At 34.5% G+C, this 24,938-nt stretch carries 16 protein-coding genes; 5 read left to right on the top strand and 11 right to left on the bottom strand.

Annotated elements, in window-relative coordinates:
- Positions 1-3 precede the first annotated feature (3 nt).
- On the bottom strand, positions 4-1,434 hold the full coding sequence (locus CL818_RS04185; RefSeq protein ID WP_272972864.1) for a phytoene desaturase family protein: 1,431 nt from the start codon (positions 1,432-1,434) through the stop codon (positions 4-6).
- A gap of 13 nt (positions 1,435-1,447) precedes the next feature.
- Positions 1,448-3,355 (bottom strand): acetate--CoA ligase, encoded by a 1,908-nt coding sequence (acs, locus tag CL818_RS04180; protein WP_272972865.1) that lies wholly within the window; start codon positions 3,353-3,355, stop codon positions 1,448-1,450.
- A gap of 79 nt (positions 3,356-3,434) precedes the next feature.
- On the opposite strand from acs, the gene CL818_RS04175 reads away from it, so the two are divergent.
- Both CL818_RS04175 and CL818_RS04170 read left to right on the top strand, forming a co-directional pair.
- Positions 3,435-4,001 (top strand): uracil-DNA glycosylase family protein, encoded by a 567-nt coding sequence (locus tag CL818_RS04175; RefSeq protein WP_272972866.1) that lies wholly within the window; start codon positions 3,435-3,437, stop codon positions 3,999-4,001.
- Positions 4,002-4,041: 40 nt separating this feature from the next.
- On the top strand, positions 4,042-5,262 hold the full coding sequence (locus CL818_RS04170) for an FIDD domain-containing protein (RefSeq protein ID WP_272972867.1): 1,221 nt from the start codon (positions 4,042-4,044) through the stop codon (positions 5,260-5,262).
- 94 nt (positions 5,263-5,356) lie between these two features.
- Here the strand turns inward: CL818_RS04170 and CL818_RS04165 are convergent, their stop codons facing one another.
- The 3 genes from CL818_RS04165 to CL818_RS04155 are packed head-to-tail and all read right to left on the bottom strand — an operon-like array spanning position 5,357 to position 9,780.
- On the bottom strand, positions 5,357-7,168 hold the full coding sequence (locus CL818_RS04165; RefSeq protein WP_272972868.1) for a M1 family metallopeptidase: 1,812 nt from the start codon (positions 7,166-7,168) through the stop codon (positions 5,357-5,359).
- Between the two features lie 56 nt (positions 7,169-7,224).
- A complete protein-coding gene (locus CL818_RS04160; protein WP_272972869.1) occupies positions 7,225-8,907 on the bottom strand; it encodes a S8 family peptidase in 1,683 nt (560 codons plus the stop codon).
- A gap of 9 nt (positions 8,908-8,916) precedes the next feature.
- Positions 8,917-9,780, bottom strand: a complete 864-nt coding sequence (locus CL818_RS04155; protein WP_272972870.1) for an MBL fold metallo-hydrolase — start codon at positions 9,778-9,780, stop codon at positions 8,917-8,919.
- A gap of 144 nt (positions 9,781-9,924) precedes the next feature.
- On the opposite strand from CL818_RS04155, the gene CL818_RS04150 reads away from it, so the two are divergent.
- Entirely contained in the window at positions 9,925-11,802 is a 1,878-nt protein-coding gene (locus CL818_RS04150) for a cation:proton antiporter (protein WP_013186410.1), read from the top strand.
- 122 nt (positions 11,803-11,924) lie between these two features.
- Here the strand turns inward: CL818_RS04150 and lepA are convergent, their stop codons facing one another.
- The gene (gene lepA / locus CL818_RS04145) at positions 11,925-13,721 is read right to left on the bottom strand and encodes a translation elongation factor 4 (RefSeq protein WP_041240890.1); all 1,797 of its coding nucleotides are present in this window, start codon (positions 13,719-13,721) and stop codon (positions 11,925-11,927) included.
- 141 nt (positions 13,722-13,862) lie between these two features.
- Between lepA and dusB the strand changes: the two genes are divergently transcribed.
- Complete coding sequence (gene dusB, locus CL818_RS04140) at positions 13,863-14,855, top strand: tRNA dihydrouridine synthase DusB (protein ID WP_283642690.1); 993 nt, start codon at positions 13,863-13,865, stop codon at positions 14,853-14,855.
- Between the two features lie 9 nt (positions 14,856-14,864).
- Positions 14,865-15,293, top strand: a complete 429-nt coding sequence (locus CL818_RS04135) for a copper resistance protein NlpE (protein WP_272972873.1) — start codon at positions 14,865-14,867, stop codon at positions 15,291-15,293.
- Here the strand turns inward: CL818_RS04135 and CL818_RS04130 are convergent.
- The 5 genes from CL818_RS04130 to CL818_RS04110 form a co-directional block, all read right to left on the bottom strand.
- On the bottom strand, positions 15,290-16,135 hold the full coding sequence (locus tag CL818_RS04130) for an alpha/beta hydrolase family protein (protein WP_272972874.1): 846 nt from the start codon (positions 16,133-16,135) through the stop codon (positions 15,290-15,292). The two genes, CL818_RS04135 and CL818_RS04130, sit on opposite strands and share 4 nt — an antisense overlap.
- Positions 16,132-18,753, bottom strand: a complete 2,622-nt coding sequence (locus tag CL818_RS04125; protein ID WP_286971779.1) for a PD-(D/E)XK nuclease family protein — start codon at positions 18,751-18,753, stop codon at positions 16,132-16,134. The genes CL818_RS04130 and CL818_RS04125 overlap by 4 nt, the downstream gene beginning before the upstream one ends.
- A 178-nt stretch (positions 18,754-18,931) precedes the next feature.
- Complete coding sequence (locus CL818_RS04120) at positions 18,932-20,368, bottom strand: OmpA family protein (protein WP_013186404.1); 1,437 nt, start codon at positions 20,366-20,368, stop codon at positions 18,932-18,934.
- Between the two features lie 124 nt (positions 20,369-20,492).
- Positions 20,493-21,686: a glycine C-acetyltransferase gene (kbl, locus tag CL818_RS04115; protein WP_013186402.1), complete on the bottom strand. Its 1,194-nt coding sequence runs from the start codon at positions 21,684-21,686 to the stop codon at positions 20,493-20,495.
- A 27-nt stretch (positions 21,687-21,713) separates the two neighbouring features.
- Entirely contained in the window at positions 21,714-24,878 is a 3,165-nt protein-coding gene (locus CL818_RS04110; protein ID WP_272972877.1) for a UvrD-helicase domain-containing protein, read from the bottom strand.
- Positions 24,879-24,938 lie beyond the last annotated feature (60 nt).

Below are 24,938 nucleotides of genomic sequence, written 5' to 3'. Positions count from 1 at the left end.
CCACTATTTTTTGATAGTGGCTTTTTTATTTAGGACACTCTTAGCAGCATAATAACCACACATACCATGAACACCACCACCAGGTGGCGAAGATGCAGAGCAAATATAAATTGAAGGATTAGGAGTGGAATAAGGGTTTAACCTTGCAACTGGTCTCGTAAATAATTGAGAAATATCTGAAACTCCGCCAGTAATTGCACCTCCTAAATAGTTAGGATTGTAATCTTGAAATCCTTTTGTTGAGGTTTTATGTCTACTTAGTATAATATTCTTAAACCCTGGCGCAAAACGCTCTATTTGACTTTCTATAGCAGCTGTCATATCTTTTGTAGATCCATTTGGTACGTGACAATAAGCATATCCTGTATGTTGCCCCTTTGGTGCTCTAGTTGCATCAAATTCACTTTGTTGACAAAGAATTAGAAATGGTTTTTCAGAATGTCTGCCTTCCCACATGTCTTTTTCACTTTTTGCAATCTCATTAAAAGTACCACCAACATGAACTGTTGATGCTTTTAAGCAATTAGGATCTTTCCAAGGAATAGATTCAGACAAAGCCCAGTCTACTTTAAAAATTCCAGGGCCGTATTTATAGTTATGAAGACGGTTTAGGTAAGATTTTGGCAACTCATCTTTACAAATAGCAGCAAGCTGCTTAGGGTCTGTGTCAAACAAATAAGCTTTAGCTTTTGGTAGTTGATCAAAATTAGTAATACTAGTATTGGTTGTAATATTACCTCCTAAGCTTACAAAATAACCTGAAAGTGCCTTTGCTAAATTTTGTGAGCCTCCTTTTACTATTGGCCAATTGGTAACGTGGCCTTGTATTACAAACATCATAGCAAAAGCTGAGGTTAACATTTTGTCAAATGGTAAAATACTATGACCAGCACATCCCGCAAACAATGCCTTAGCTTGTTCATCTTTAAAATAAGAGTTTACAAAAGATACTGCAGAGCGTGCACCTTTTAAACCAAATTTAGAAAGTAAAATAGGATTATTGGGAATTTGTAATGGTGCCATTGTATCTTTAAACAGAGCGTCTGATGCACCTACAAACTCCTCAAATAAAGACATCCAGCGATTAGAGTCCTGTCCCAATTGTGTAGCAGTGTCTTTAATAGATTTTTTTAAAAGAATAGCAGGAGCATTGTCTAATGGATGTGCAACAGAAACCTCCGGATGTATCCATTCTAAACCAAACTTCTCTAAAGGTAATGTTTTAAAAAACGGTGATATAAACCCTGAAGGGTGCACGGCAGAACAAACATCGTGATGAAAACCAGGTAAGGTAAGCTCTTCAGTTCTTGTGCCACCACCAACCTCTTTATGAGCTTCTAAAATAAGTACGCGTTTACCTTCTTGAGATAGTGCAATTCCGGCAGCCAGTCCATTTGGTCCAGATCCTATAATTACAGCGTCATATGCGCTCATAGTTTTTAATGTGTTATAGAGATGTGTCTATTATATCCTGAACAACTTCAGGATTTAGCAAGGTACTAATGTCTCCAAGGTTTTCAGAATCTTTACTAGCAATTTTTCTTAAAATACGGCGCATAATTTTACCTGAACGGGTTTTAGGAAGCCCTTTTGTAAATTGAATCTTATCTAACTTGGCTATTGGACCTATATATTCGGTGATTAATTGATTTATTTCTGACCTAAGATTATTGTGATCTCTTCCTTCTCCCGTTTCCTTTAGAGTAATAAACCCATATAGTGCATTTCCTTTAATATCATGAGGGAAACCCACTATAGCACTTTCTGCCACAGCTGGATGTTCATTAATAGCATCTTCAATAGGTGCAGTACCCATATTATGCCCAGAAACAATTACAACATCATCAACGCGCCCTGTAATTCTATAATATCCAGTTTCATCTCTTAATGCACCGTCACCTGTAAAATACATACCTTTAAATGCTGAAAAATAGGTGTCTTTATACCGTTTATGGTTTCCATATATAGTTCGAGCTATACCAGGCCAAGGATATTTTATGCACAAACGGCCATCTACTTGGTTGCCTTTAATTTCCTCTCCATTTTCGTCCATTAATGCTAACTGTACTCCAGGCAAAGGTAATGTTGCATATGTAGGTTTTGTTGCTGTTACATACGGAATAGGAGATATCATTATACCACCAGTTTCTGTTTGAAACCACGAATCTGCAATAGGGCTTCGTTTTTTTCCTACATTAACATTATACCAATGCCAAGCCTCTTCATTGATAGGTTCTCCAACGGTACCTAATACTTTTAAGGAAGACAGGTCGTGACTTTCAATAAATTTAAGGTTTTCTTTTGCCAAAGCACGAATTGCTGTTGGCGCAGTATAAAACTGATTTACTCTATGCTTTTCTACAATTTCCCAAAACCTTCCAAAATCTGGGTAGCTAGGGACACCTTCAAACATTAAGGAAGTGGCACCATTGGCTAAAGGACCGTAAATTATATAACTGTGCCCTGTAATCCAGCCAATATCTGCTGTACACCAATACACATCATTTTCTTCATATCTAAACACATTTTTAAATGTATAGGCGCTATATACCATATAACCTCCACAAGTATGTACCATTCCTTTTGGCGTACCTGTAGATCCAGATGTATACAAAACAAATAATGGATCTTCAGCATCCATTATTTCTGCAGGACAATTTGCACTAGCCTCTTTCAACAATGGTTGTATCCAGAAATCTCTGTTAGGTGTTATTGAGACCTCAGAATTAATACGCTTAACCACCAATACGTTTTTAACGCCACTACATTGCTCTAATGCTTCATCTACAATTGCTTTTAAATCTATTGTTTTGTGGCCTCTATAAGATCCATCTGAGGTAATGACCATTTCACAGTCACAGTCGTTTATTCGAGTTGCTAAAGCTTTAGATGAAAACCCTGCAAAAACAACAGAGTGTATGGCGCCAATTCTTGCACAAGCCAATACAGATACGGTGAGCTCAGGTATCATGGGTAAATAAATACAAACGCGATCTCCTTTTTTAACCCCTTTTTGTTTTAAGACATTTGCAAGCTTACAAACACGCTCATACAACTCTTTGTAAGTTATATGTTGTACCTTTTCTTCGGGATTGTTTGGCTCAAAAAGAAGTGCCGTTTTATTTGCTCTTGTGGTTAAGTGCCTGTCTAAGCAGTTTTCTGTAATATTTAATTGGGCACCCTCAAACCATTTAAACTCAGGCTTGCTAAAATCATAACTTAAAACGCGATCCCATTTTTTTCGCCATAAAAAATGCTCTTCGGCTATTTCACCCCAAAACAGCTCGGGATCTCTAACAGATTTTCTATATACTTGATAATACTCTTCAATATGCTTTATGCTGTAATGGCTCATTGTTAGCTATTTTCATTCTAAGATACAAAATTGTTTAAAGCTGTGTTTGAGGAAAAAAGAAGTCCTAACTTTAAATATTATGAAGAATTTACTTTCAACTATTAGAGGCTGTAGCCTTTGTGCAGATAAGCTTCCTCTTGGCCCTAGACCAATTATTGAAGCTGCAAAACACTCTAAAATAGTTTTGATAAGCCAAGCTCCAGGCCGTAAAGTTCATGAAAGTGGTGTAGCGTGGAAAGACCAAAGCGGAAAGAAGCTTAGAGAATGGCTTGGGGTTACGGAAGAGACTTTTTACAATACAGACAATTTTGCAATTTTACCAATGGGATTCTGCTATCCTGGTAAAGCTAAAACAGGAGATTTACCACCAATGAAAATATGTGCACCTACGTGGCACGACCAAGTGTGGAATGAGCTAAAACACGTTAAGCTTAAATTATTAATTGGTGCTTATGCTCAAAATTATTATTTACCAGATGATAAACGCAACTTAACAGAGAAGGTTAAAAACTATAATGACTATTTACCGGAGTATTTTGTAATCCCGCATCCTTCACCAGTTAATCGTTTTTGGAGAATGAAAAATCCTTGGTTTGAAAATACAGTTGTAACCAAGTTGCAGGAGCATGTAAACTCTATTCTTTGAGGCTAAAAGTTTTTTTAGTTACATTTATAAAAAACTAACTATGAGAACACTACTACTTTGCTTTATCTTATTAACTATAACTTCTTTGTCACAAGCACAAGCCGTTGCTAATCCAGCATCAGATTTAACTGCTTGTAGCGACACAGATTTTTCTCAGTTTGACCTTAGTGTAAATGATGCCCAAATAATAGGAAATCAAAATAATGTAACTGTATCGTATCATACCTCACAAACCGATGCAGATAATAATATAAATCCATTAATTAGTCCTTTTACAAATACTACTAATCCGCAGACAATTTATGCGCGTGCAGAGGATACTACGGATAGTACTTATGACACTACAAACTTTATAATTAGTGTTGGACTTAATCCTGCAACTGCAGAGCCCATAGATCTTATATTAGAAGATATTAATGAAGACGGTACAGAAAGTTTTGACCTTTCTGAAAACACTCCTATTGTTTTAAATGGCTTGTCGCCCTCAAACTATGATGTAGTATATTTTGAAACAGAAAGTGATGCCTTAGCAGATAACAATGCCATAGTAACACCAAATGCTTACAATAACTTATTTTCCCCACAAACAATATATATTAGAGTAACTAATTTTGAATTTGGATGTTTTACTATTGAAAATTTTGATTTGGTTTTAACCCTGCCAGATAGTGATAATGATGGGATAAGCGATTCTGATGAAGACTTAAATACTAATGGAGATTTAAATGATGACGATACAGATGAAGATGATATTCCTAATTATTTAGATGATGACGATGATGGCGATGGTGTAGATACATTAACAGAAATAACAGGTATTGGCGCAGGTTTACAATCGTTTGCGTTTATTGATACAGATGAAGATTTAATTGAAAACTACTTAGATGATGACGATGATGGTGATGGTGTTTTAACTATAGACGAAGATTATAATAACAATGGATCGCCTTTAGATGATGATACAGATAATAGTGGTGTTCCAGATTTTTTAGAATCGAACATTAGCCTTTCAATAGAAGATAATAAACTTAGCGAAGTTTCAGTTTTCCCAAACCCATCGACAGGTATTTTTAACTTAAACGGCATTACCGTTGATACTATTAATGTAAAAGTTATAACCATTTATGGTAAAACCCTTAAAAGCTTTACGTTTAATAAACATAGTCCTTCTATTAATCTAAGCAATTTACCAAGTGCTTTATATTTTTTGCAATTAGAAGTTAATGGATATAAACGTGTTCAAAAGATTGTTATAAAATAACATCTTAAATAAAATACCCTGTTAGATAATAAAGACTCTAACAGGGTTTTTTGTAATTGAAATAGTCATTTAGGTAAGGCTCCTAAATCTTATATTATTTCTGCATCGTGTTGTTATCACGCTTAACATCTGCCATAAGTTGACTTGGATCTATTTCTACTTTAGAAATTTCTTTATCCATTTTTAGCTCATATGTAGGCATAGCCCAAGGCCAATCTTCTTGAACATTTTCTGCATTTGGTTTTACCCAACGCATCATACGTAATGGAATGTGAACCATTTTGGTTGTGCCATCTGCAAATGTTACTTTAGCATCTATTGGCATTGGCATTAAACCTATACGCTCTAATGTAGCAGTGTTCCCTTCAATGGTTTTTACTGCATAATCTATTGTATTTGTAGTTTGACCAAAGTCTATCAAATACCAACCTAATTCTGCTCCAGATACTTTTTCAGCAACGCGTATAAAATCGTTTGGTGTAGGATGCTTAAACTTCCATTGGTTATAATATTCTTTTATAATTTCATCTTGAAGATCATTTCCTAATAAATACTCTAACTGTGCTAAAAATACAGCGCCTTTAGCATACGCTGTAATGCTGTAAGCTTGGTTTACATTATATCTGTCTGCGTGTGTAGTCATTGGTTGCTCTACACCAGAGTTTGCTAAATAGGTATAGCCTCTGTAAGAACCAGAATGTGGGTTTTCTTTATTTTCGCCCATAACTACATTCATAGCTTCAGAACTAATAAAGCTAGTAAAACCTTCATCCATCCACTCGTGTTGCGCTTCATTAGTTGCTAGTATAAACTGAAACCAGCTATGTGCCATCTCATGTGCTGTTACACCTACTAGGCTTCCAAACTTACGCTCTCCAGTAATTAAAGTACTCATACCATACTCCATACCGCCATCACCACCTTGTATTACCGAGTATTGTTCATAAGGGTAAGGTCCTATATTTTCATTGAAAAATTCTAGAATCTGCTCTGTTTTTGGCTGAAGGTTCTTCCAGTTTTCTTTAATTCTGTCGTTGTCTTGATATAAGAAATGTAAAACAGTACCATCATTAGCAGTTACTTTATCATGAATATAGTCTGGATCTGCTGCCCACGTAAAATCATGAACCATAGGTGCTTTAAATTTCCAGGTAAGCTTTCCTTTTTTACCTTTCTTTCCTTTAGGGCCTTCATCGCCATAGTTATATCCTATATCTTCTGGGTTTTGAAGGTAACCTGTTCCTCCAATAATGTAATCTTTATCAATAGTAATGTTTACATTAAAGTCTCCCCAAACACCATGAAACTCACGTCCTATATAAGGATCTGCGTGCCAACCTTCAAAATCATATTCTGCCATCTTTGGGTACCATTGTGTCATAGATAGAGATACTCCTTCTGCATTGTTACGACCACTTCTTCTAATTTGCTGAGGTACTTGACCGTCAAATTCCATTTCAAAAGTAGCTTTGTCACCAGATTTTATAGGTGTTGCTAATTCAACTTCTAAAACAGTACCTACAGTTTTGTAAGTAACTTCTTTACCATCCTGTGTAAGAGATTTTACTTTAATGTAACCCATTTCAGATTCAGAAAGAGACATAATTCTACTCTTCTTATCTTCAGTAGTCATACGACCATCTGGATCTTGAATGTTTTGTAAACGAACATCCATTTCACTTCCTGGTTGAAATGCATTAAAATATAAGTGGTAAAATACACGGTTTAAATCATCTGGTGAATTATTAGTGTATTCTAATTTTTGGGTTCCTTTATATTGAAAGGTTTCAACATCCATATCAATATCCATATTGTAATCAACGTGTTGTTGCCAATATGAGGTGTTGTTTTGAGCGATAGCTGAAAGGCTTAAAAAGCAAATCAGTACTGATAAGTATTTTGTCATAGTTATAAAGTTTAGTGTTTAAAGGCTCTTACTGTAAACAATAAGAATAGTCTCTCTTATTTCTTACTTGCTAAAATTAAAGCATTGTAAAGGTTTACCATTTTACCTGAAGTAGATAAGCTTGTAAACGGTTTTGTATTGCTGGATTCACCACCAACTACAACAGTTTGTGTTGTGCTTAAACCACTTTCCATTAAAACTTGTTTTACTTCTGATGCTTTTAAGTTAGGAAAGTAAGAACGAACCATAGCAGCAACACCAGCAGCTGCAGGCGCGGCCATAGATGTTCCTTGTAAGTACTCATACTCGTTTAATGGTGTTGTGGACCAAATTTTAGAACCTGGTGCAAATACATCTACATTGCTTTTTCCGTAATTTGAAAAAGACGATACCATTTCTGCTCCATATGTGTATGTTAATGAACCTACTGTTAAAAATGTATCAGATATTTCCTTTGGTTCTGTAGGTGTTTGATCGTTTGGATACACTCTTTTTTCATCTAGGTTTAAACCTTCATTTCCAGCGGCATTTACGATTAGAACATCTTTTTTAGCTGCATATTCTATAGCATCATTTACCCATTCTGGATGTGTAGAGAAATACTTTCCGAAACTTGTATTAATAACCTTAGCACCATTATCTACAGCATAGCGTATTGCATTTGCTATATCCTTGTCATACTCATCACCATCTGGCACTGCACGTATAACCATAATCTCAACATTTTGTGCAACACCGTTCATACCAACACCATTATTTCTAGATGCTGCAATAATACCAGCAACGTGTGTACCGTGTTTTGCATCTACTTTTTTAGGGTCTGGACCATCTACATCATTATTACCGTAATAACGCGTTGACCAATCGTCTGGATTGTCTTTTAATATAGTTGCTCTAGCATTTAATTTTTGATTAAAATGTGAGTTTAATCGACCTGCAAAATAATCTACGCCTTCTTTTATACCTTCCATAAATTCTGGAATAGTTTGACCTTCTGCATATGTATACATTTGCGTAAGAAAACCTTTGTATTGCCCTAATTGCTCAGATGTTGTTGTCATTTCAGACAATTCTTTCTTGGTATAATCTTCTTTACCTATTTCTTTGCTTACTGCGGAATGTGCAGCTTTAAGCTGTTGGTAAATACCTTCGTACTGTTGTTTGTTTTGAATAGCTTCTCCGTATTCTTTATCATATTCTGCTTTAGCTTCAACATACTGGTTGTAAGCTTCTAGGTCTTCTCCAGAAAAATCTGAAGCAGATGCGTTTTCAAACTTTGAGTAGCCATCACGAAGAATTCTCACATATTCCATGTTTTCTTCAACAATATCACCTAGGAAATTCCATCCGTGAATATCATCTATGTAACCATTTTTATCATCATCAATTCCATTATTTGGAATTTCATCTGTATTGGTCCAGATTACATTTTTAAGGTCTTCATGTTCTATATCTACACCACTATCTATTACAGCAACAATAACGCTTTGTCCTTGTTTGTCTTTAATGATTTCTGTGTAGGCTTTTTCAACACTCATTCCTGGAATAGTATCGCTTACAATATCTGCGCCACCCCAACCTTTTAATTGTACCTCATTTAGGCTTGTTGTCTTTAGAGGTTGCTTATCTATGTTTTCTAATGGTGTAGAAACAATAGTAGGTACTGCACTTCCACAACCTGAAAGTATAATACTAGCTGTAATAGCGGCAGTTGCTACCGCAGGAAATTTTATAGTCATGTGTTTTAGTTATTTAAATAATTGATTAAATGTGTAAGTATCTTTAAGACGAACGCCTTTGTCTGTATGTTGCACGGTTATAATTTCATTATGAGCATCGTGTTCTAAAAATATGTAATGATTATGGTCTGCAGCTTCGTTTAAAAACTGTGCTTTTTCATCTAAGGTTAATAGCGGCCTTGTATCATAACCCATTACATAAGGTAGCGGTATGTGGCCGGCAGTTGGCAATAAATCTGCTGCAAATACAAGTGTTTTTTCTTTGTAGTCTATCCTCGGAATCATTTGTTTTTCTGTGTGACCATCTGCAAAAAAGATTCCAAAATCTAACTCAGATGATGTTTGGAAAGAATCTTTAGTCGTTTTCTTGATAAAGTTAAGTTGTCCGCTATCTTGCATAGGCAAGATGTTCTCTTTTAAGAAAGATGCTTTTTCTCTTGCATTAGGGTTTACAGCCCAGTTCCAATGGTTTTCATTGGTCCAAAATTTAGCGTTTTTAAAAGCAGGCAGATAACCGTTACCGTTAGGGTTGTTTATTATACAACCACCACAGTGGTCAAAATGTAAATGTGTTAAGAAAACATCTGTTATATCATCTCTATGAAATCCAGCTTTGGCCAGAGACGCATCTAAAGAATGGTCTCCCCACATATAGTAATATCCAAAGAACTTTTCACTTTGTTTGTCACCCATACCTGTGTCAATTAGAATAAGCCTGTCGCCATCTTCAATTAAAAGGCAGCGAGCCGCCATATCAATCATATTATTAGCGTCTGCAGGGTTAGTCCTTGTCCATAAACTTTTAGGAACAACGCCAAACATAGCGCCACCATCTAGTTTAAAATTTCCAGATTCAATAGGGTGTAATGTCATAGCTTGCAAATTACTAAATGCTATTCAAATTAAAACGAAGTTTAGAGGATTGTGCCTTGCATTTAACAGAATATTATATCCTTTTTTCGTGTCCTCATTATGTTTTGAGCTCAAAAGGTGTTATTTTCCCGAAAAAATACGTAAATGTTAGAATTAGCAGGTATCATCATTTTAGGAATATTGGCACAATGGGTTGCTTGGAAGTTTAAAATTCCAGCAATTTTGCCGCTTATTTTAATTGGGCTTTTAGTTGGTCCTTTAGCAACGTTATACACAGATGGCGGTGTTAAATTAATACAACCTATATGGAATGGTGAAAAAGGCTTATTTCCAGGAAAGAGCTTATTTTATTTTGTAAGTCTTGCCATTGGAATTATTTTATTTGAAGGTGGTCTTACTTTAAAGTTAAGTGAGATAAAAACTACGGGTTCTGTAATCACTAAGCTTATTTCAATTGGGGTTATTGTAACGTTTTTTGGAGCAGCGTTAGCCGCACATTTTATCTTCTTTTTAAGCTGGCCAATATCATTCTTGTTTTCAGCTTTAATAATAGTAACTGGACCTACAGTAATTTCACCTATACTTAGAAACGTGCCACTAAAAAAAGATGTTTCTGCTATTTTAAAATGGGAAGGTATTTTAATAGATCCAATAGGTGCTTTATTTGCCGTTTTGGTATTTGAATTTATAAGCGTTGGAGCAGGTAGCGAGTTTACTATTACCGCTTTAGAAGAGTTTGGTAAAATTGTACTTTTTGGCTTTACGTTTGGTTTTACATTTGCTCATGCTTTAGCATTTGCAATAAAGAAAAATGTGATTCCTCATTACCTACTAAACGTATTTACACTTGCTATGGTATTAGCAGTGTTTGTACTTTCAGATTTGTTTGCACACGAAAGCGGATTACTTTCTGTAGTTGTTATGGGTATGGTTATGGGTAATATTAACCTTCCTAATATAAAGGAACTTTTATACTTTAAAGAATCTCTTTCTGTATTATTAATTTCAATACTATTTATTCTGCTTGCAGCTAATATTAATATAGATGATTTACTATTAGTCTTTAATTGGAATGCAGTAGTGCTATTTGCAATTGTAGTATTACTAATTAGGCCTCTTGGCGTCTTTTTAAGCAGTATAAACTCAGGATTACAGCTTAATGAAAAACTATTTATAAGTTGGGTAGGACCACGTGGTATTGTTGCTGCAGGTATTGCTTCCTTATTTGGTTTACAACTAACACAAGAAGGAATTGAAGGCGCAGAGTACATTACGCCATTGGTATTTATGATAGTGTTAGGAACGGTATTATTAAATGCAACAACTGCAAGGATGTTTGCCAAACTAGTGGGTGTATTTTTGAAAAACTCAGAAGGCATTTTAATCATTGGCGCTTCAAAGGTTAGCCGCTTAATAGCTAGCTATCTTCATAAAAATGGGCGTCACGTTGTTTTGGTAGATAGTAACAACTTAAATATCAAAAAAGCAAAAGAACTAGGCTTAGAGGCAATGGAAGCTAGTGTTTATGCAGATGATTTAATAAGTAATATTGAGTTGAATGATGTAGGGTACTTAATGGCTCTAACAGGAAATGCAGAAATTAATAACTATGCGTTAGATAAATTTGAAGCTCAATTTGGTGAAAATGGATCATTTAGGCTCATTAGCCCAGAAGAAATGAATAACCCTCAAAAAAACCCAAGACAAGGTTTATTCTCACATACAGATGATTATATAAAACTTACAGATGTTGCTAGAAAATATCCAGCAATACAAGAAATAGATATAGATACTAAAGAACAATTTGAAGGCCTTATAGAAATGACCAAATCTGAAAAAGATATGGTACCTCTATTTATAAAAAAGGCAGATGGACAAATAGATATACTTAGCTCATTTAGCAAAGACGTAAACGTTGAAAATTTTGAAGGACATAAATTAGTTTACCTAGGAAAACCAATAGACGTTGAGCAATTAGCAGACTCTACAACTGCTATGGAAGATGAAGATAACTCTATGTAATGCTTATAAAAAATGCTTTAAAAAATATAGTTTAGTATATCTTTTAAAGCATTACTATTTTAAAAAAGGAAAGTCTTAATAAAAGACTTTCCTTTTTTGTTAGGTTACTGTTGCAAGTAAACTTAGTCGTTTAGCTTTAATACAGCCATAAATGCTTCTTGTGGTATTTCTACATTACCAACCTGGCGCATACGTTTTTTACCTTTTTTCTGCTTTTCAAGAAGTTTACGCTTACGGGAAATATCTCCACCATAACATTTTGCGGTAACATCTTTTCTAAGCGCTTTTACGGTCTCCCTAGCAATAATTTTAGCACCAATGGCAGCTTGTATAGGAATGTCAAATTGCTGCCTAGGAATTAGCTCCTTTAGCTTCTCACACATCTTTTTACCAATATCATAAGCATTGTCTTGGTGTAATAGGGCAGAAAGGGCATCAACCGTATTTCCATTTAAAAGAACATCTACTTTTACAAGCTTAGATTCTTTCATACCTATTGGTGAATAATCAAAAGATGCATAGCCTTTAGAAACTGTTTTAAGACGATCATAAAAATCGAATACAATTTCGGCTAATGGCATATCAAACGTTAACTCAACGCGCTCTGTTGTTAAATAAGTTTGGTTAGTTATAATACCACGCTTTTCAATACAAAGAGACATAACATTTCCTACAAAGTCTGACTTTGTAATTATTGTTGCCTTAATAAAAGGTTCTTCTACGCGGTTAAGTTTAGATGGTTCTGGAAGGTCTGAAGGGTTGTTTACCAATAATATTTCATCTGGATTCTTATTGGTAAATGCGTGGTAAGATACGTTAGGTACTGTAGTAATTACAGTCATATCAAACTCACGTTCTAAACGCTCTTGTATAATTTCTAGGTGAAGCATTCCCAAGAAACCACATCTAAATCCAAAACCTAATGCTGCAGAGCTTTCTGGTTGAAACACTAAAGACGCATCATTAAGCTGAAGTTTTTCCATACTTGAACGTAGTTCTTCAAAATCTTCAGTATCAACAGGATAAATACCAGCAAAAACCATTGGTTTTACATCCTCAAAACCACCAATCATATTTTTGGTAGGGTTTTTAGCATCTGTAATAGTATCTCCAACTTTTACTTCTCGTGCATCTTTTATTCCGGTAATTAAGTAACCAACATCACCAGTTTTAATTTCTTGTCTAGGAAACTGTTTAAGCCTAAGTGTACCCACTTCATCTGCACCATAGGTTTTCTTGGTGGCCATAAACATAATCTCCTGATTCTTTTTAATGCTACCATTAATGACTCTAAAGTAAGTTTCAACACCTCTAAAAGGGTTATAAACAGAGTCAAATATTAATGCTTGTAAAGATTCATCTGGGTTTCCTTTTGGAGCAGGTACTCGCTCTATAATTGCAGTAAGAATTTCTTCTATACCAATTCCTGTTTTTGCACTTGCAGGAATAACTTCAGAAGGGTCACATCCTAATAAATCTACAATGTCATCTGTCACTTCTTCTGGGCTAGCAGAAGGTAAATCAACCTTATTTAATACAGGAATAATCTCTAAATCATTTTCTAATGCTAGGTATAGGTTAGAAATTGTTTGTGCTTGTATACTTTGAGCAGCATCTACCACCAATAAGGCACCTTCACAAGCTGCAATACTTCGTGATACCTCGTAAGAGAAATCTACGTGGCCTGGCGTGTCAATAAGGTTAAGGGTATATTCTTCGCCTTTGTGTGTGTAATTCATCTGTATGGCGTGAGATTTTATGGTAATACCACGTTCTCGCTCCAAATCCATACTGTCTAACAGTTGTGCCTGTGCTTCTCGAGCAGTTACAGATCCTGTAAAGTCTAAAAGGCGATCTGCCAAGGTAGATTTACCGTGATCAATATGGGCGATGATACAAAAATTGCGAATATGCTTCATAGTCTACGTCTAAATAAGGCTGCAAATATAGTGGTTTTCAAATCGCTATTTTAAAATGAAATCAATTTTAAAGGTGCTTTAATCACTTCTGTTTAGATAGTTCTTGCTTAAACTCTTATTTTTGCATTAAAATTTAAGTATTTGGCTAAGATAGGCGATATAGACGTAGGTAATTTCCCATTGTTGTTAGCACCAATGGAAGATGTTAGTGATCCACCATTTCGTGCACTCTGTAAGGAACAAGGTGCAGATGTTGTGTATACTGAATTTATTTCTTCGGAAGGTTTAATTCGAGATGCGGCAAAAAGTGTGATGAAGCTTGATATTTATGAGAAGGAAAGACCTGTTGGGATTCAGATTTTTGGTGCCAACTTAGAGTCTATGCTAAAAAGTGTGGAGATTGTTGAAGCTTCTGGACCAGATATCATAGATATTAATTTTGGTTGTCCCGTGAAAAAAGTCGTTTCTAAAGGTGCTGGTGCTGGAATCTTAAAGGATATAGACCTTATGGTTTCCTTAACTGAAGCTATGGTAAAACACACCAAACTACCTGTTACTGTAAAAACCAGATTGGGTTGGGATGAAGAGTCTATAAAAATTGTTGAGGTTGCAGAACGCTTACAGGATGTAGGTTGTGCTGCAATAGCCATTCACGGTCGTACGCGTAAGCAAATGTATAAGGGTGATGCAAAATGGGAGCAAATAGCCGATGTAAAGAATAATCCTAGAATGCACATTCCTGTTTTTGGTAATGGTGATGTAAACACACCAGAACGCGCTGTAGAAATGCGCGATAAATACGGTTTAGATGGTGCTATGATTGGTCGTGCAAGTATTGGGTATCCTTGGTTTTTTAGAGAGGTAAAACACTTTTTTGAAACCGGAGAACATTTGCCACCACCAAATATGATAGAACGTTTAGATGCCGCACGCCGTCACCTACAGATGAGCATCGATTGGAAAGGCGAAAAACTAGGCGTTTTTGAAACCCGAAGACATTACACCAACTACTTTAAAGGCATCCCACATTTTAAAGAATACCGTATGAAAATGGTAACGAGTGATGACAGTAAAGATGTGTTTGCTGTATTCGATGAGGTTGAGAAGGAGTTTGGCGATTATCAATTTGTTTAAAAGTTGACAATGAGGGTTTTTATAGGCATAGTCTTAGTTGTGCTAGGTTTGTCTTCTTGCAAGAATACTGACTCCTCAAAACAAAGTTCTCACGAAAAAGTAGTTTCAAAAGGATTTTATAATGACTCTATAAAAGGACTCTACATAGGAACCCTACCTTGTGCAGACTGTCTAGGAATTAAAACAGAATTACACCTAAAAGAAGATTATAACTTTACGCTCAATCAAGTATATTTAGAAACTTCAGGTTCAGAATTTACTGTAGTAGGAAATTATACAATAAAGCAAGATACCATAAAACTTTATGGAAATACTATTACCCCAGAAGCTCATCAATATTTGTATTTAAAAGATACATTGATTAAGCTTAATTTAAAAGGTGAACGAATTAAAGGGATGTTGTCACAAAAGTATAAGTTACCTAAAAAAAACTTTTAGTCTTTAATAAATGAGATACTCTTCAATACAACTAAATTTAACTGTTTAGATAAGGTATCACTTTCCCAAGGATGTTTGGTGTTAAACACGTGATCTGCATTGGCAATCCATCGCAACGTGGCGTTTTCATTCCAATTTTTCAAATTCTCAGCATTATAGTTTTTTACAGACGTGTCATTCGTGCCATGAAAAATAAGAAGTGGCTTTTCTAAACGCTTTGCCACTTTTTGAATATTTAGGCGTTCTTCATTAGCCTTAAAATCTTCAAAAAATGAGAAATAATGAGGCATCTTTTGCTTTGTTCTTCCGTTAACAACGTGCATTACGCCATCTTTTTTCCAAGCTTCAAAGTCTTTTCCGCGAGGAAAACGCGCTTTGTAATCGCTTACAGATGCTAAGGTTATCACTTTAGTTACTCTTGAGTCTTCTTCAGCTTTAATTAAGACAATACCACCACCACGAGAATGACCAACAAGAGTAATATCTGTGGTATCTATCTGTGATGCATGTTCAAAATCTTCTGCGGTAAGCCAATTTAAAACAGACTCTAAGTCATCTAATTCTTTAGTATACGTGTTGTTTCCAAAGGCCTCAAGATCTGGAAAATCTATAGGTTGCTCCAACGTACCTCCATTATGTGAAAAGTTAAATTTCACGAAAAACAAACCTGCATTGGCAAACGCTTCAGCCATAATATTCCACGCACCCCAATCTTTAAAGCCTTTATAGCCATGGCAAAAAATAACTACAGGTTTTTTGTCTGTATTTTGTTTAAAAAACAAATCTGTTACAATTGGTTTGTTGTGCTGTCCTTTAACGGCTATATTTTGTGTTATGGTCATCCTTTAATTGGGTCTTTAAGTTCTTTTTCTACAAACGGAATATTAGGATTGCAAATGTCTTTAATTAGTTGCTCTAATTGCTTAGAAAATGCCTTAAATGTTTCGGTAGTTATTTCTGTGTTTTTATTATAATTGAATGGTAGAAATCCAGATTTCAAATTTTTAAATGAAATTATTCCAGCTTCAATAGGATTTAAAAAGGGTGTTTTTAAATGCATCATATATGCATATTGAAGAATTTGAAAGGATTTTGAATACTTATCATAATCTGTATTTAGATCGTCCCAGCTTTTAACGGTTACTTTAGCGAGATCTACATTACCTGTTTTATAATCTATAATACGCGTTATGTCATTTGTTTTCTCTACACGATCTACTTTTCCTCTTAAATTAACAGGAAAGTCTATCCCAGTTATTGTTATAGGAACATTATTATCTTCTTCTAATTTTAATATTTGAATATCTTCACCATTATCGAGGCGTTTTTTTTCTAATTTCAGAAAATTATGAACGTAACGCTTTGCAACTTCAAAGATTAAGAGGTTCATACCTTTGTCTAAAGAAGATTTAGAATAGGTGTTGTTAAACTCTAGGGCTACTTGCTTATCTGCTTTAGTCGTCATAACTTTAATAATATCAGCATTAAGCAGCTCACCAATGTATGGTGTATATAATTGCTCTAAGGTGTCATGCACAACTGTTCCTAAGGTGTTATACGCCACTGTTTCTTCAACCTCTTCAGTATCTCCTACACCCAATACATAGCGCGTATAAAAATCTATAGGGTTTCGCATATATAATGTTAGTGCAGATGGAGAAAACCCAGATTTAGCTCTGTATTTTATTTGATCCATTACCTGAGCTGTTTTTTGTACAGTTCTTAATTGCGAGGTGATTTTTGGAACTTTAGGAAGTGTAATTAAATTGTTATACGAATGCTTTGGGTAATTTTGAGCCTCTACCTGTAATTGTGTAATAAATCTACTTTTTTCACCACTATTTAAGTCGTCGGCTTCTGTGTTAAATATAATATGTGCTTGGTTACAACGCTGTAACATATGGTAAAAGTGATAGGTATATATGGCATCTTTTTCTTTGTAGGTAGGTAAGCCGTATTCTTTTTTTAAATCATATGGCAAATAAGAATTATCACTTTTTCCAGATGGTAAGATACCTTCATTTACAGAGGTTAAAATGATGTTTTCAAAATCTAGAACACGAGTTTCTAAAACTCCCATTATCTGTAAGCCATCGTGTTTTTTCCCTATAAAATCTAAGGTTTCATTAGATAGCATATCCTTGTAAATAGTGTGTAATACAGAAATATTAGATATATGAGAAAAGGTAGACAGTAAATGTTCTAATTTATTAAATAGCACATTAAAACGGTATAGATACTCTCTTAATACAGACTGCTCTACAGATAAATTTTGCTTTAGGTATTGAATTATTTTTAAAATACGGGAAATGAAGTGCTCTGGATTGTTCTCTGAACTTGAGAAAAGCAATTTTACTATTTCACTTTCTTCAGCGCTACTTTGCGCAATAAGGCTATCAAATTTTATTGAAACAATATTTCCTGTATTTATATAAGATACAACATTAAGCTTTGAGGCCTCTAATACATATTGTAATGAGGGATGATTAAATATTTCTAAAACGTGTTTATAATATAACTCTGATGTATTGTTAAGTTGCAATGTAAACAGAAGTTCAAAAAAAGAAGCTAACGGTACTTTTTGTAACGGTAACCCCATTGTAATATTTACATCTTTAATATGCTTAGGGATTGCATTTAACAATGGTAGTAACAAAGTTTCATCTCCTAAGATTACAGCTGTACTAGATAGTTTATTTGCTGGTATGTCATTTAAAATTTGACCTACTGCTTTTGCCTGCCCTATTTTTTTTGGTGTTCCAATGATTGAAATTTCTTTCTTATTAGAAAAATTTTGGCCACCATTAAACTGTTTTTTCTCAAAAACTTTCCAATTCTTATAATATGATCTTATAAAATGTGAGGCGTCGTGAAATGTATCATTGTAAAACACCTCATCTAAGTCCCAAAACACCTCTGCACAGTCCTTTTTAATTGATTGTTGTATGATATGTTGCTCAGCATTATTTAATGCATTAAACCCTATAAAAATATGTGTTTTGTTATTTGTAGACATATAGGTGTCTATGTTGTTGGCAGCTTCTCTGTATATTAATCCTTGATACCCTTTTTTAGAAGAAATAAGACTGGAATATAACGCGTTATAGAGTTGAGGTAGTTGCTTCCAGAATTTTAAATAGTTTTCAATGAGTGTTGTTTTTTCATCTGCTAAGTACCAGTGGTCTTTATCTTTAATTTCAGATAGATAATTAAAGAACTCATCGGAAGGAATAAGGTATCTATCTATTTCATTAAAATCTCCTATTATAGTTTGCGCCCAACCACTAAATGTTTCGAAGGTTTCTTGGTCTTCTTTGTTAATTAGACTTATGTAAACTTCGTATAGCTTGAAAAGTGTAGTGGTATTATCTATTTGCTGTAAGCCAGCGACCTTTTCAATAAAACTTTCAATACTATAAATTTCTGGGAGAAATGTGGCTTTATTGGTACGTTTTGCCATGAGCTGTTTTAAAAAACTAACTGCTCTTTGGCTGGGAAGAATAAATATAGGTTTACTTAAATCCTGGTAAGTGTTTTCAATAGAATTTAAGGTTTGCTTTAAGAATGATATCATCTTCTAAAAATAAAAAACGCCTCGAATATTTCGAGGCGTTTCCTAATATTTATTTAGTTAAAGACTACTTTCTGTCTTTCTCTAATTTAATTTCAACACGACGGTTTTGTTGACGACCTGCTGCAGTTTTATTTGTAGCAATTGGTCTTAATTCACCATAACCTTCAGATGTAAGCTTGTTAGCAGCAACTCCTTTAGTAGTTAAGTAAGTTCTTACAGAAGCAGCACGCTCACGTGATAGCTTCTCGTTGTAAGCTTCACTACCTTGACTGTCTGTGTGACCTTCAATATGGAACTTAGCTGTTGGATATTCGCTCATTATATCTGCAATGTTCTGTAAAGTTTCGAAAGACTCAGAACGGATAGTTGACTTGTTAAGGTCAAATAAGATAGTTCTTGAATACTCATTTAATTCGTTCATTACTTCAACAGTAACTTCTGGACAACCGTTGTTAGCAACAGTACCAGCAACATCTGGACATTGGTCATCTTTGTCTAATACACCGTCACCATCTTTATCTTCGAATGGGCAACCGTTGTTAGATGCAGGACCTGCTTCGTTAGGACAGTTATCTTCGCTATCTTTTATACCATCACCGTCTGCATCTGGGCATCCGTTTAATGCTTGGATACCTGCAACTGTAGGACAGTCATCTTTAGGATCTGGGATACCATCACCATCTGTATCAGGGCAACCGTTAAACTCAGCTGTACCAGCTACGTTAGGACAGTCATCCTTACGGTCTTCAATACCATCGCTATCTGTATCAGGACATCCGTTAAACTCAGCTAAACCTGGAGTTTCTGGACATTCGTCTTGATCATCATAGATACCATCACCATCTGTGTCTTTTCCACCAAATGTGAAAACAACACCTAAAGAGTGCTGGAAGTGCTGTGCACCGTAAGCATCTTCAAATACGTGCTTGTAAGTAGAAGCAGCGTTAATTGCAAGGTTTTCTGAAATCCAGAAGTTTAAACCTGCAGTAACGTTACCAGTACCAACACCAACAGTACCTAAGTCACCATCATCGTTACTAAAGTTATCTGGTAAAGCAGCGTTGTTAGATTCTTCTAACCAAGTGTAACCACCACCAATACCAACGTATGGATCTGCCCATCCGCCAGGACCGTTAAGTACGTTTCTTAAGCTATAGCTTAACATACCATCGATACCGTAGTAAGCAAGGTCACCAACTTCTACATCACCAATTCTGTCGATTTGGTTAATTGTACCTACTGCAGTTGCAGAGAAACCGTTACCAATGTAACGACCTACAGATATTCTTGAGATAGATGGAAGGATATTCCAGTGATCTTCTACGTTAAAAAATTCTTGAAAATAAGAACCAAGAGGACCTTGGTCTTCACCAGCTGAAAAATAATCAACTGCGTTTACACCAACGCCAATAGCCCAAGGATTATTTTCGTCCTGTGCCTGAGCAACAGAAAATCCAAGAACAAATAACGTAGCGAATAAAACTTTGCTAAGATGTTTCATATTCTAATTAATTTAATTTTTAAAGTGTTAATTGCTAACAAAAGTAAGCGCTTACAACTAATCATCAAAGACATTTGTAATAAAATTTTCTTAATGCCTTTAACATCAGAGGCCTTGATTTACCTTAAATAACGTTTAAATCCTTTCCAACTTTTATAAATGCTTTAACGGCTTTGTCGATATGGTGAGTTTCGTGAGCAGCAGATAGTTGCACTCTTATTCTTGCTTTATCTTTAGGAACAACAGGGTAAAAGAACCCAATTACATAGATTCCTTCTTCTAATAATCTGTCTGCCATCTCTTGGGAAAGCTTAGCATCGTATAGCATTACTGGTACTATTGCAGAGTCTCCGTCAACAATATCAAAACCAGCATCTTGCATTTCCTTTTTAAAGTAAGCAGCATTTTTTTCTAGCTTATCACGTAACGTAGTATCATTTTTTAACATATCAAACACTTTTATGGATGCTCCTACAATTGCTGGAGCTAAAGAGTTTGAAAATAAGTAGGGTCTAGAACGTTGTCTTAACAACTCTATTATTTCTTTCTTACCTGTTGTAAAACCACCCATAGCACCACCAAGAGCCTTACCGAGTGTTCCTGTAATAATATCTATGCGTCCTAAAACACCTTTAGCTTCTAATGTTCCTATTCCTGTTTCACCAATAAATCCAGATGCATGACATTCATCAATCATAACCATTGCATCATACTTATCTGCTAAATCACAAATTTTATCTAAAGGCGCTACAAGACCATCCATAGAGAATACGCCATCTGTTACAATTATCTTAAAGCGAGCTCCATTTGCGTTTGCATCCTGAAGTTGTTTTTCTAGGTCTTGCATATCTCCGTTTGCATACCTATACCTTGCTGCTTTACAAAGTCTTACGCCGTCGATTATAGATGCATGATTAAGAGAGTCTGAAATAATAGCATCTTCTTTAGTAAGAAGTGGTTCAAAAACACCACCATTTGCATCAAAGGCTGCAGCATAAAGAATGGTGTCTTCAGTTTCAAAAAAATCTGAAATCTTTTGCTCTAACTCTTTGTGTATATCTTGAGTACCACATATAAATCTTACGCTGGACATTCCAAACCCATGAGTATCCATAGTATCTTTTGCAGCTTGTATTACATCTGGATGAGAGGACAACCCTAAATAATTGTTGGCACAAAAATTTATAACTGTTTCACCTGTTGATATTTTTATTTCTGCACCTTGTGGTGACGTAATAATACGCTCTTTTTTAAATAGCCCATTATCTTTTATTTCTTGAATTTCGTTCTGTAAATGTTCTTTTATTTTTCCGTACATAATATAGGGTTGATTTTTCTTGTAAAATTACACATTCTTAATGGTAAGGCTTTCATTAGTGTAAACCAAAATAGTTTTTGTAACAGTATAACCTATGTCTTCAAGTGCTTTCTTGTATTCTTTAACTTGACGCTCATTCTGCTCATTAAACACTCCGGTTTTGTAATCAATAATTACTGCAGTGTTATTTTCTACCACATTAATTCTGTCTGGTCTTAAGATTTTACCTTCTCTTGAAACCAAATCTCTTTCGTTATAATTCTTGTTTGCTTCCTTAAAGTATGTATTTAATTCTGGATGCATAATAATAGTCTCTACCTTTTTTCTTACCCTCAAAACATCATCATTTGGCAAAATACCTTTGTCTACAAATAAGTTTATGGCAGATTCCAAATCTGAAACGGAATTTATATTTGCCATAATATCATGAATTAATATACCTTCATCAATAGCTTCTTGTTGTGTAGTGCCCCATAACCTTCCTGAATTGGTAGATAGTGTTATTGAACGTTCCTTAAATGGTAGTGTTTCTACTTTAGACTGAGTTTGTGTTGCTTGTGAAGATGAAGATTCTGTAGATACTTTAAAATGAGGTTCTCCAAAATGAAAACTTGTCTGAGTGTTGTCCCAAATGTTTTCATTAATTAAAAAATCTATTAATAAACCTGAAACCGTTTTTGTATTTACAACTCCCTTTGCGTTAATATCTTTTTTACTTAAAACATAAAGTTGCTCTTTAGCTCTGGTTAGTGCAACATATAGAACGTTAACACCATCCATCTGCTTTTCATTTAATAGATGCTCATAAGGTACTGCCATGCTTTCATCCAGCGTTTCTAGCTTAGAGCTAGCAGAAATGTAAGCCTTTGGAATATCATTATAGGGATCTTTTAAATTAACCCAGATATCATCCATTTTAGTATCAAGAATATTTTCTGAAGCGTATGGATATATAACAACTGGAAACTCAAGTCCTTTAGCTCTATGTATAGTAAGCAATTGTACTGCATCTTCTCCTTTAGGAACAACAATACTTAATTTATCTTCGTGTTGAGACCAATGCTCTAAAAATCCATGAATACCTCCAACATTTTGATTACCGTAATCGAAAGCGAAATCTAAAAAGTATTGTAAATAAGCGTTTGAAGATTGTAAAAGGTTAAAGCTTGAAATAATATACTCTAAGGCATCATAGAGAGCTAAACTTGTCAATAAATTATCATCAAAATTTATATTGTATTCTTCTAAAGAACTGTAAAAATCTTCGTGATCTTTTTGAAGGCTTTCTAAAATAAACTGCGTTTCATCTTTTTGAATCTTTTCTGAAGCAATCAAATAGTGGAGCAAGTTAACTTTGGTAAGTGCATCTTTAGGGTTTTTTATTAGCTTAAGAACATCAATTATAAATAGAACCTCTTTAGAGTTTTTTACCAGTAAGGTTTCAGAAGAAATTAAAGAAATGCCTTTTTCGCTAAGATAATCTGCTATAATTACGCCTTCTTTTCGCTTTCTACTTAGTATGCAGATATCAGATTTTTTATAACCAAGAGCTTCACATTCTTTAATAATCTTTAAAACTTCTTCAGGGAAAACCTCATTCTCTTCTTCTTTGTTTTTTAGATCGAAGAATTTAAGATTAACATAACCTTTGTCTTTTTTTATTATTTCCTGTGGTGATTTTTCATAAAGTGATTCATAATCTTCAACCTTAAAATATTGAGCAATATGCTTAAATAATGCATTATTAAAATTTACAACTTGAGGTAAACTCCTGAAATTATTTGGAAGATTAGTGACTTCTGGATTTATAGAAAACGGCGATATCTTATTACATAAATTTATAAACTGTTCTGCTTTGCCACCACGCCACCTATATATACTTTGCTTGGCATCTCCTACCAACAATAAACTTCCTTGATTTTCATCTTCATCTAAACTAATTAGAGGATTCTCTGCTAATGGAATAATATTTTGCCATTGCAATTCTGAGGTGTCTTGAAATTCATCTATAAAAAAATGTCTATACCGTTCGCCTAAACGTTCGTATATAAATGGTGCTGGTTGTCCTTTTATAGCATTTGCAATTGTGTTGTTAAATTCTGAAATGAGTAATAAACCACGTTCTTTCTTAATTGCTTCAACCTCTTTTTTAATGCTGTTTAGTAAAGAAAGTGGAATAATGTTTTTGGAAATGTGCTCTATAAAATTAAGTAAAAGAACCTTGTTTTTCGAGTCTTCAAAATATGACCCAATGCGTTGTTTAAGGCCATCTAAAATACTTTTTTGTTCTTTACTTAAGTCTTTGCTGGATTTTGAATAAATTGGCTTTGTGCCGTTTATTAAATCATTTTGCCAGCCTGCAGTAAATGTTAGTTTCCCTAAGTTTCCTTCTTTAAGGTTATTAAAATATTTATATGCATACTTACCAGTAAATGCATATTCAGGTAAAATGCCATTCTCATTTAAAAGATTAAAGACATTTTCTGCAATTTGCTTAATAGCGCTTGTAATATCTTGTTTTTTGTCATTTAAAGTTTTAGTGTAAGTTTTAAAATCTTTTAAGTCTTTATTCTCAAAAGCCTTTAAATGATCAAGGTTATTTTCCTTAGTTAACAGCTTTGCAATGCTGTATAGTTCCCTTGAAATGTCCCAACTTTTGTCATCATCTGCTTTACTTAATGCAAAATCTATTAAAACTTTAGTGAGCTCTTTATCTTCTCCAGCTTTTGCTATTAGCTTATCTACAGCTTCGTGCAAGATATCATCTACCTGCATAGTGACCTCAAAATTAGAAGGTAACCCTAAGTCTTTGGCAAATGTTCTTAATACTCTATGCGTAAAGCCATCAATTGTTGAAATCTCGAAAGCTGCGTAATTATGAATTAGTTTTTTTAGTAGGATTACAGATCTTGTTTTTATAAGATCCTGACTAATATTAGTACTATTGGCAACGGCATTTAACATGGCCAAATAATCCTCTTGCGTGTTATCTTTTGAAAACGCTATAAGGTTTTCAACAATTCTAGATTTCATTTCAGCAACGGCCTTGTTTGTAAAGGTTATTGCTAAAATGGACCTGAAAGCATCTGTTTTTTTAGCTGAAAACAATAAAGAGAGGTAATCTCTAACCAAGGAAAAGGTTTTACCAGATCCTGCTGAAGCGTTATAAATTTTGAAGGGAGCATCTTGCATAGGATTAAAGGTACAATCTTTAAGCTTTTTATAACATGGAAAAGTTTTTAAAGCTTTCTA

This window comes from Croceibacter sp. (genome assembly GCF_002716225.1).
Lineage (GTDB): Bacteria > Bacteroidota > Bacteroidia > Flavobacteriales > Flavobacteriaceae > Croceibacter > Croceibacter atlanticus.
The sequence above is the reverse complement of the archived record's forward strand: the minus strand, read 5'-3'. Positions and strand labels throughout refer to the sequence as shown.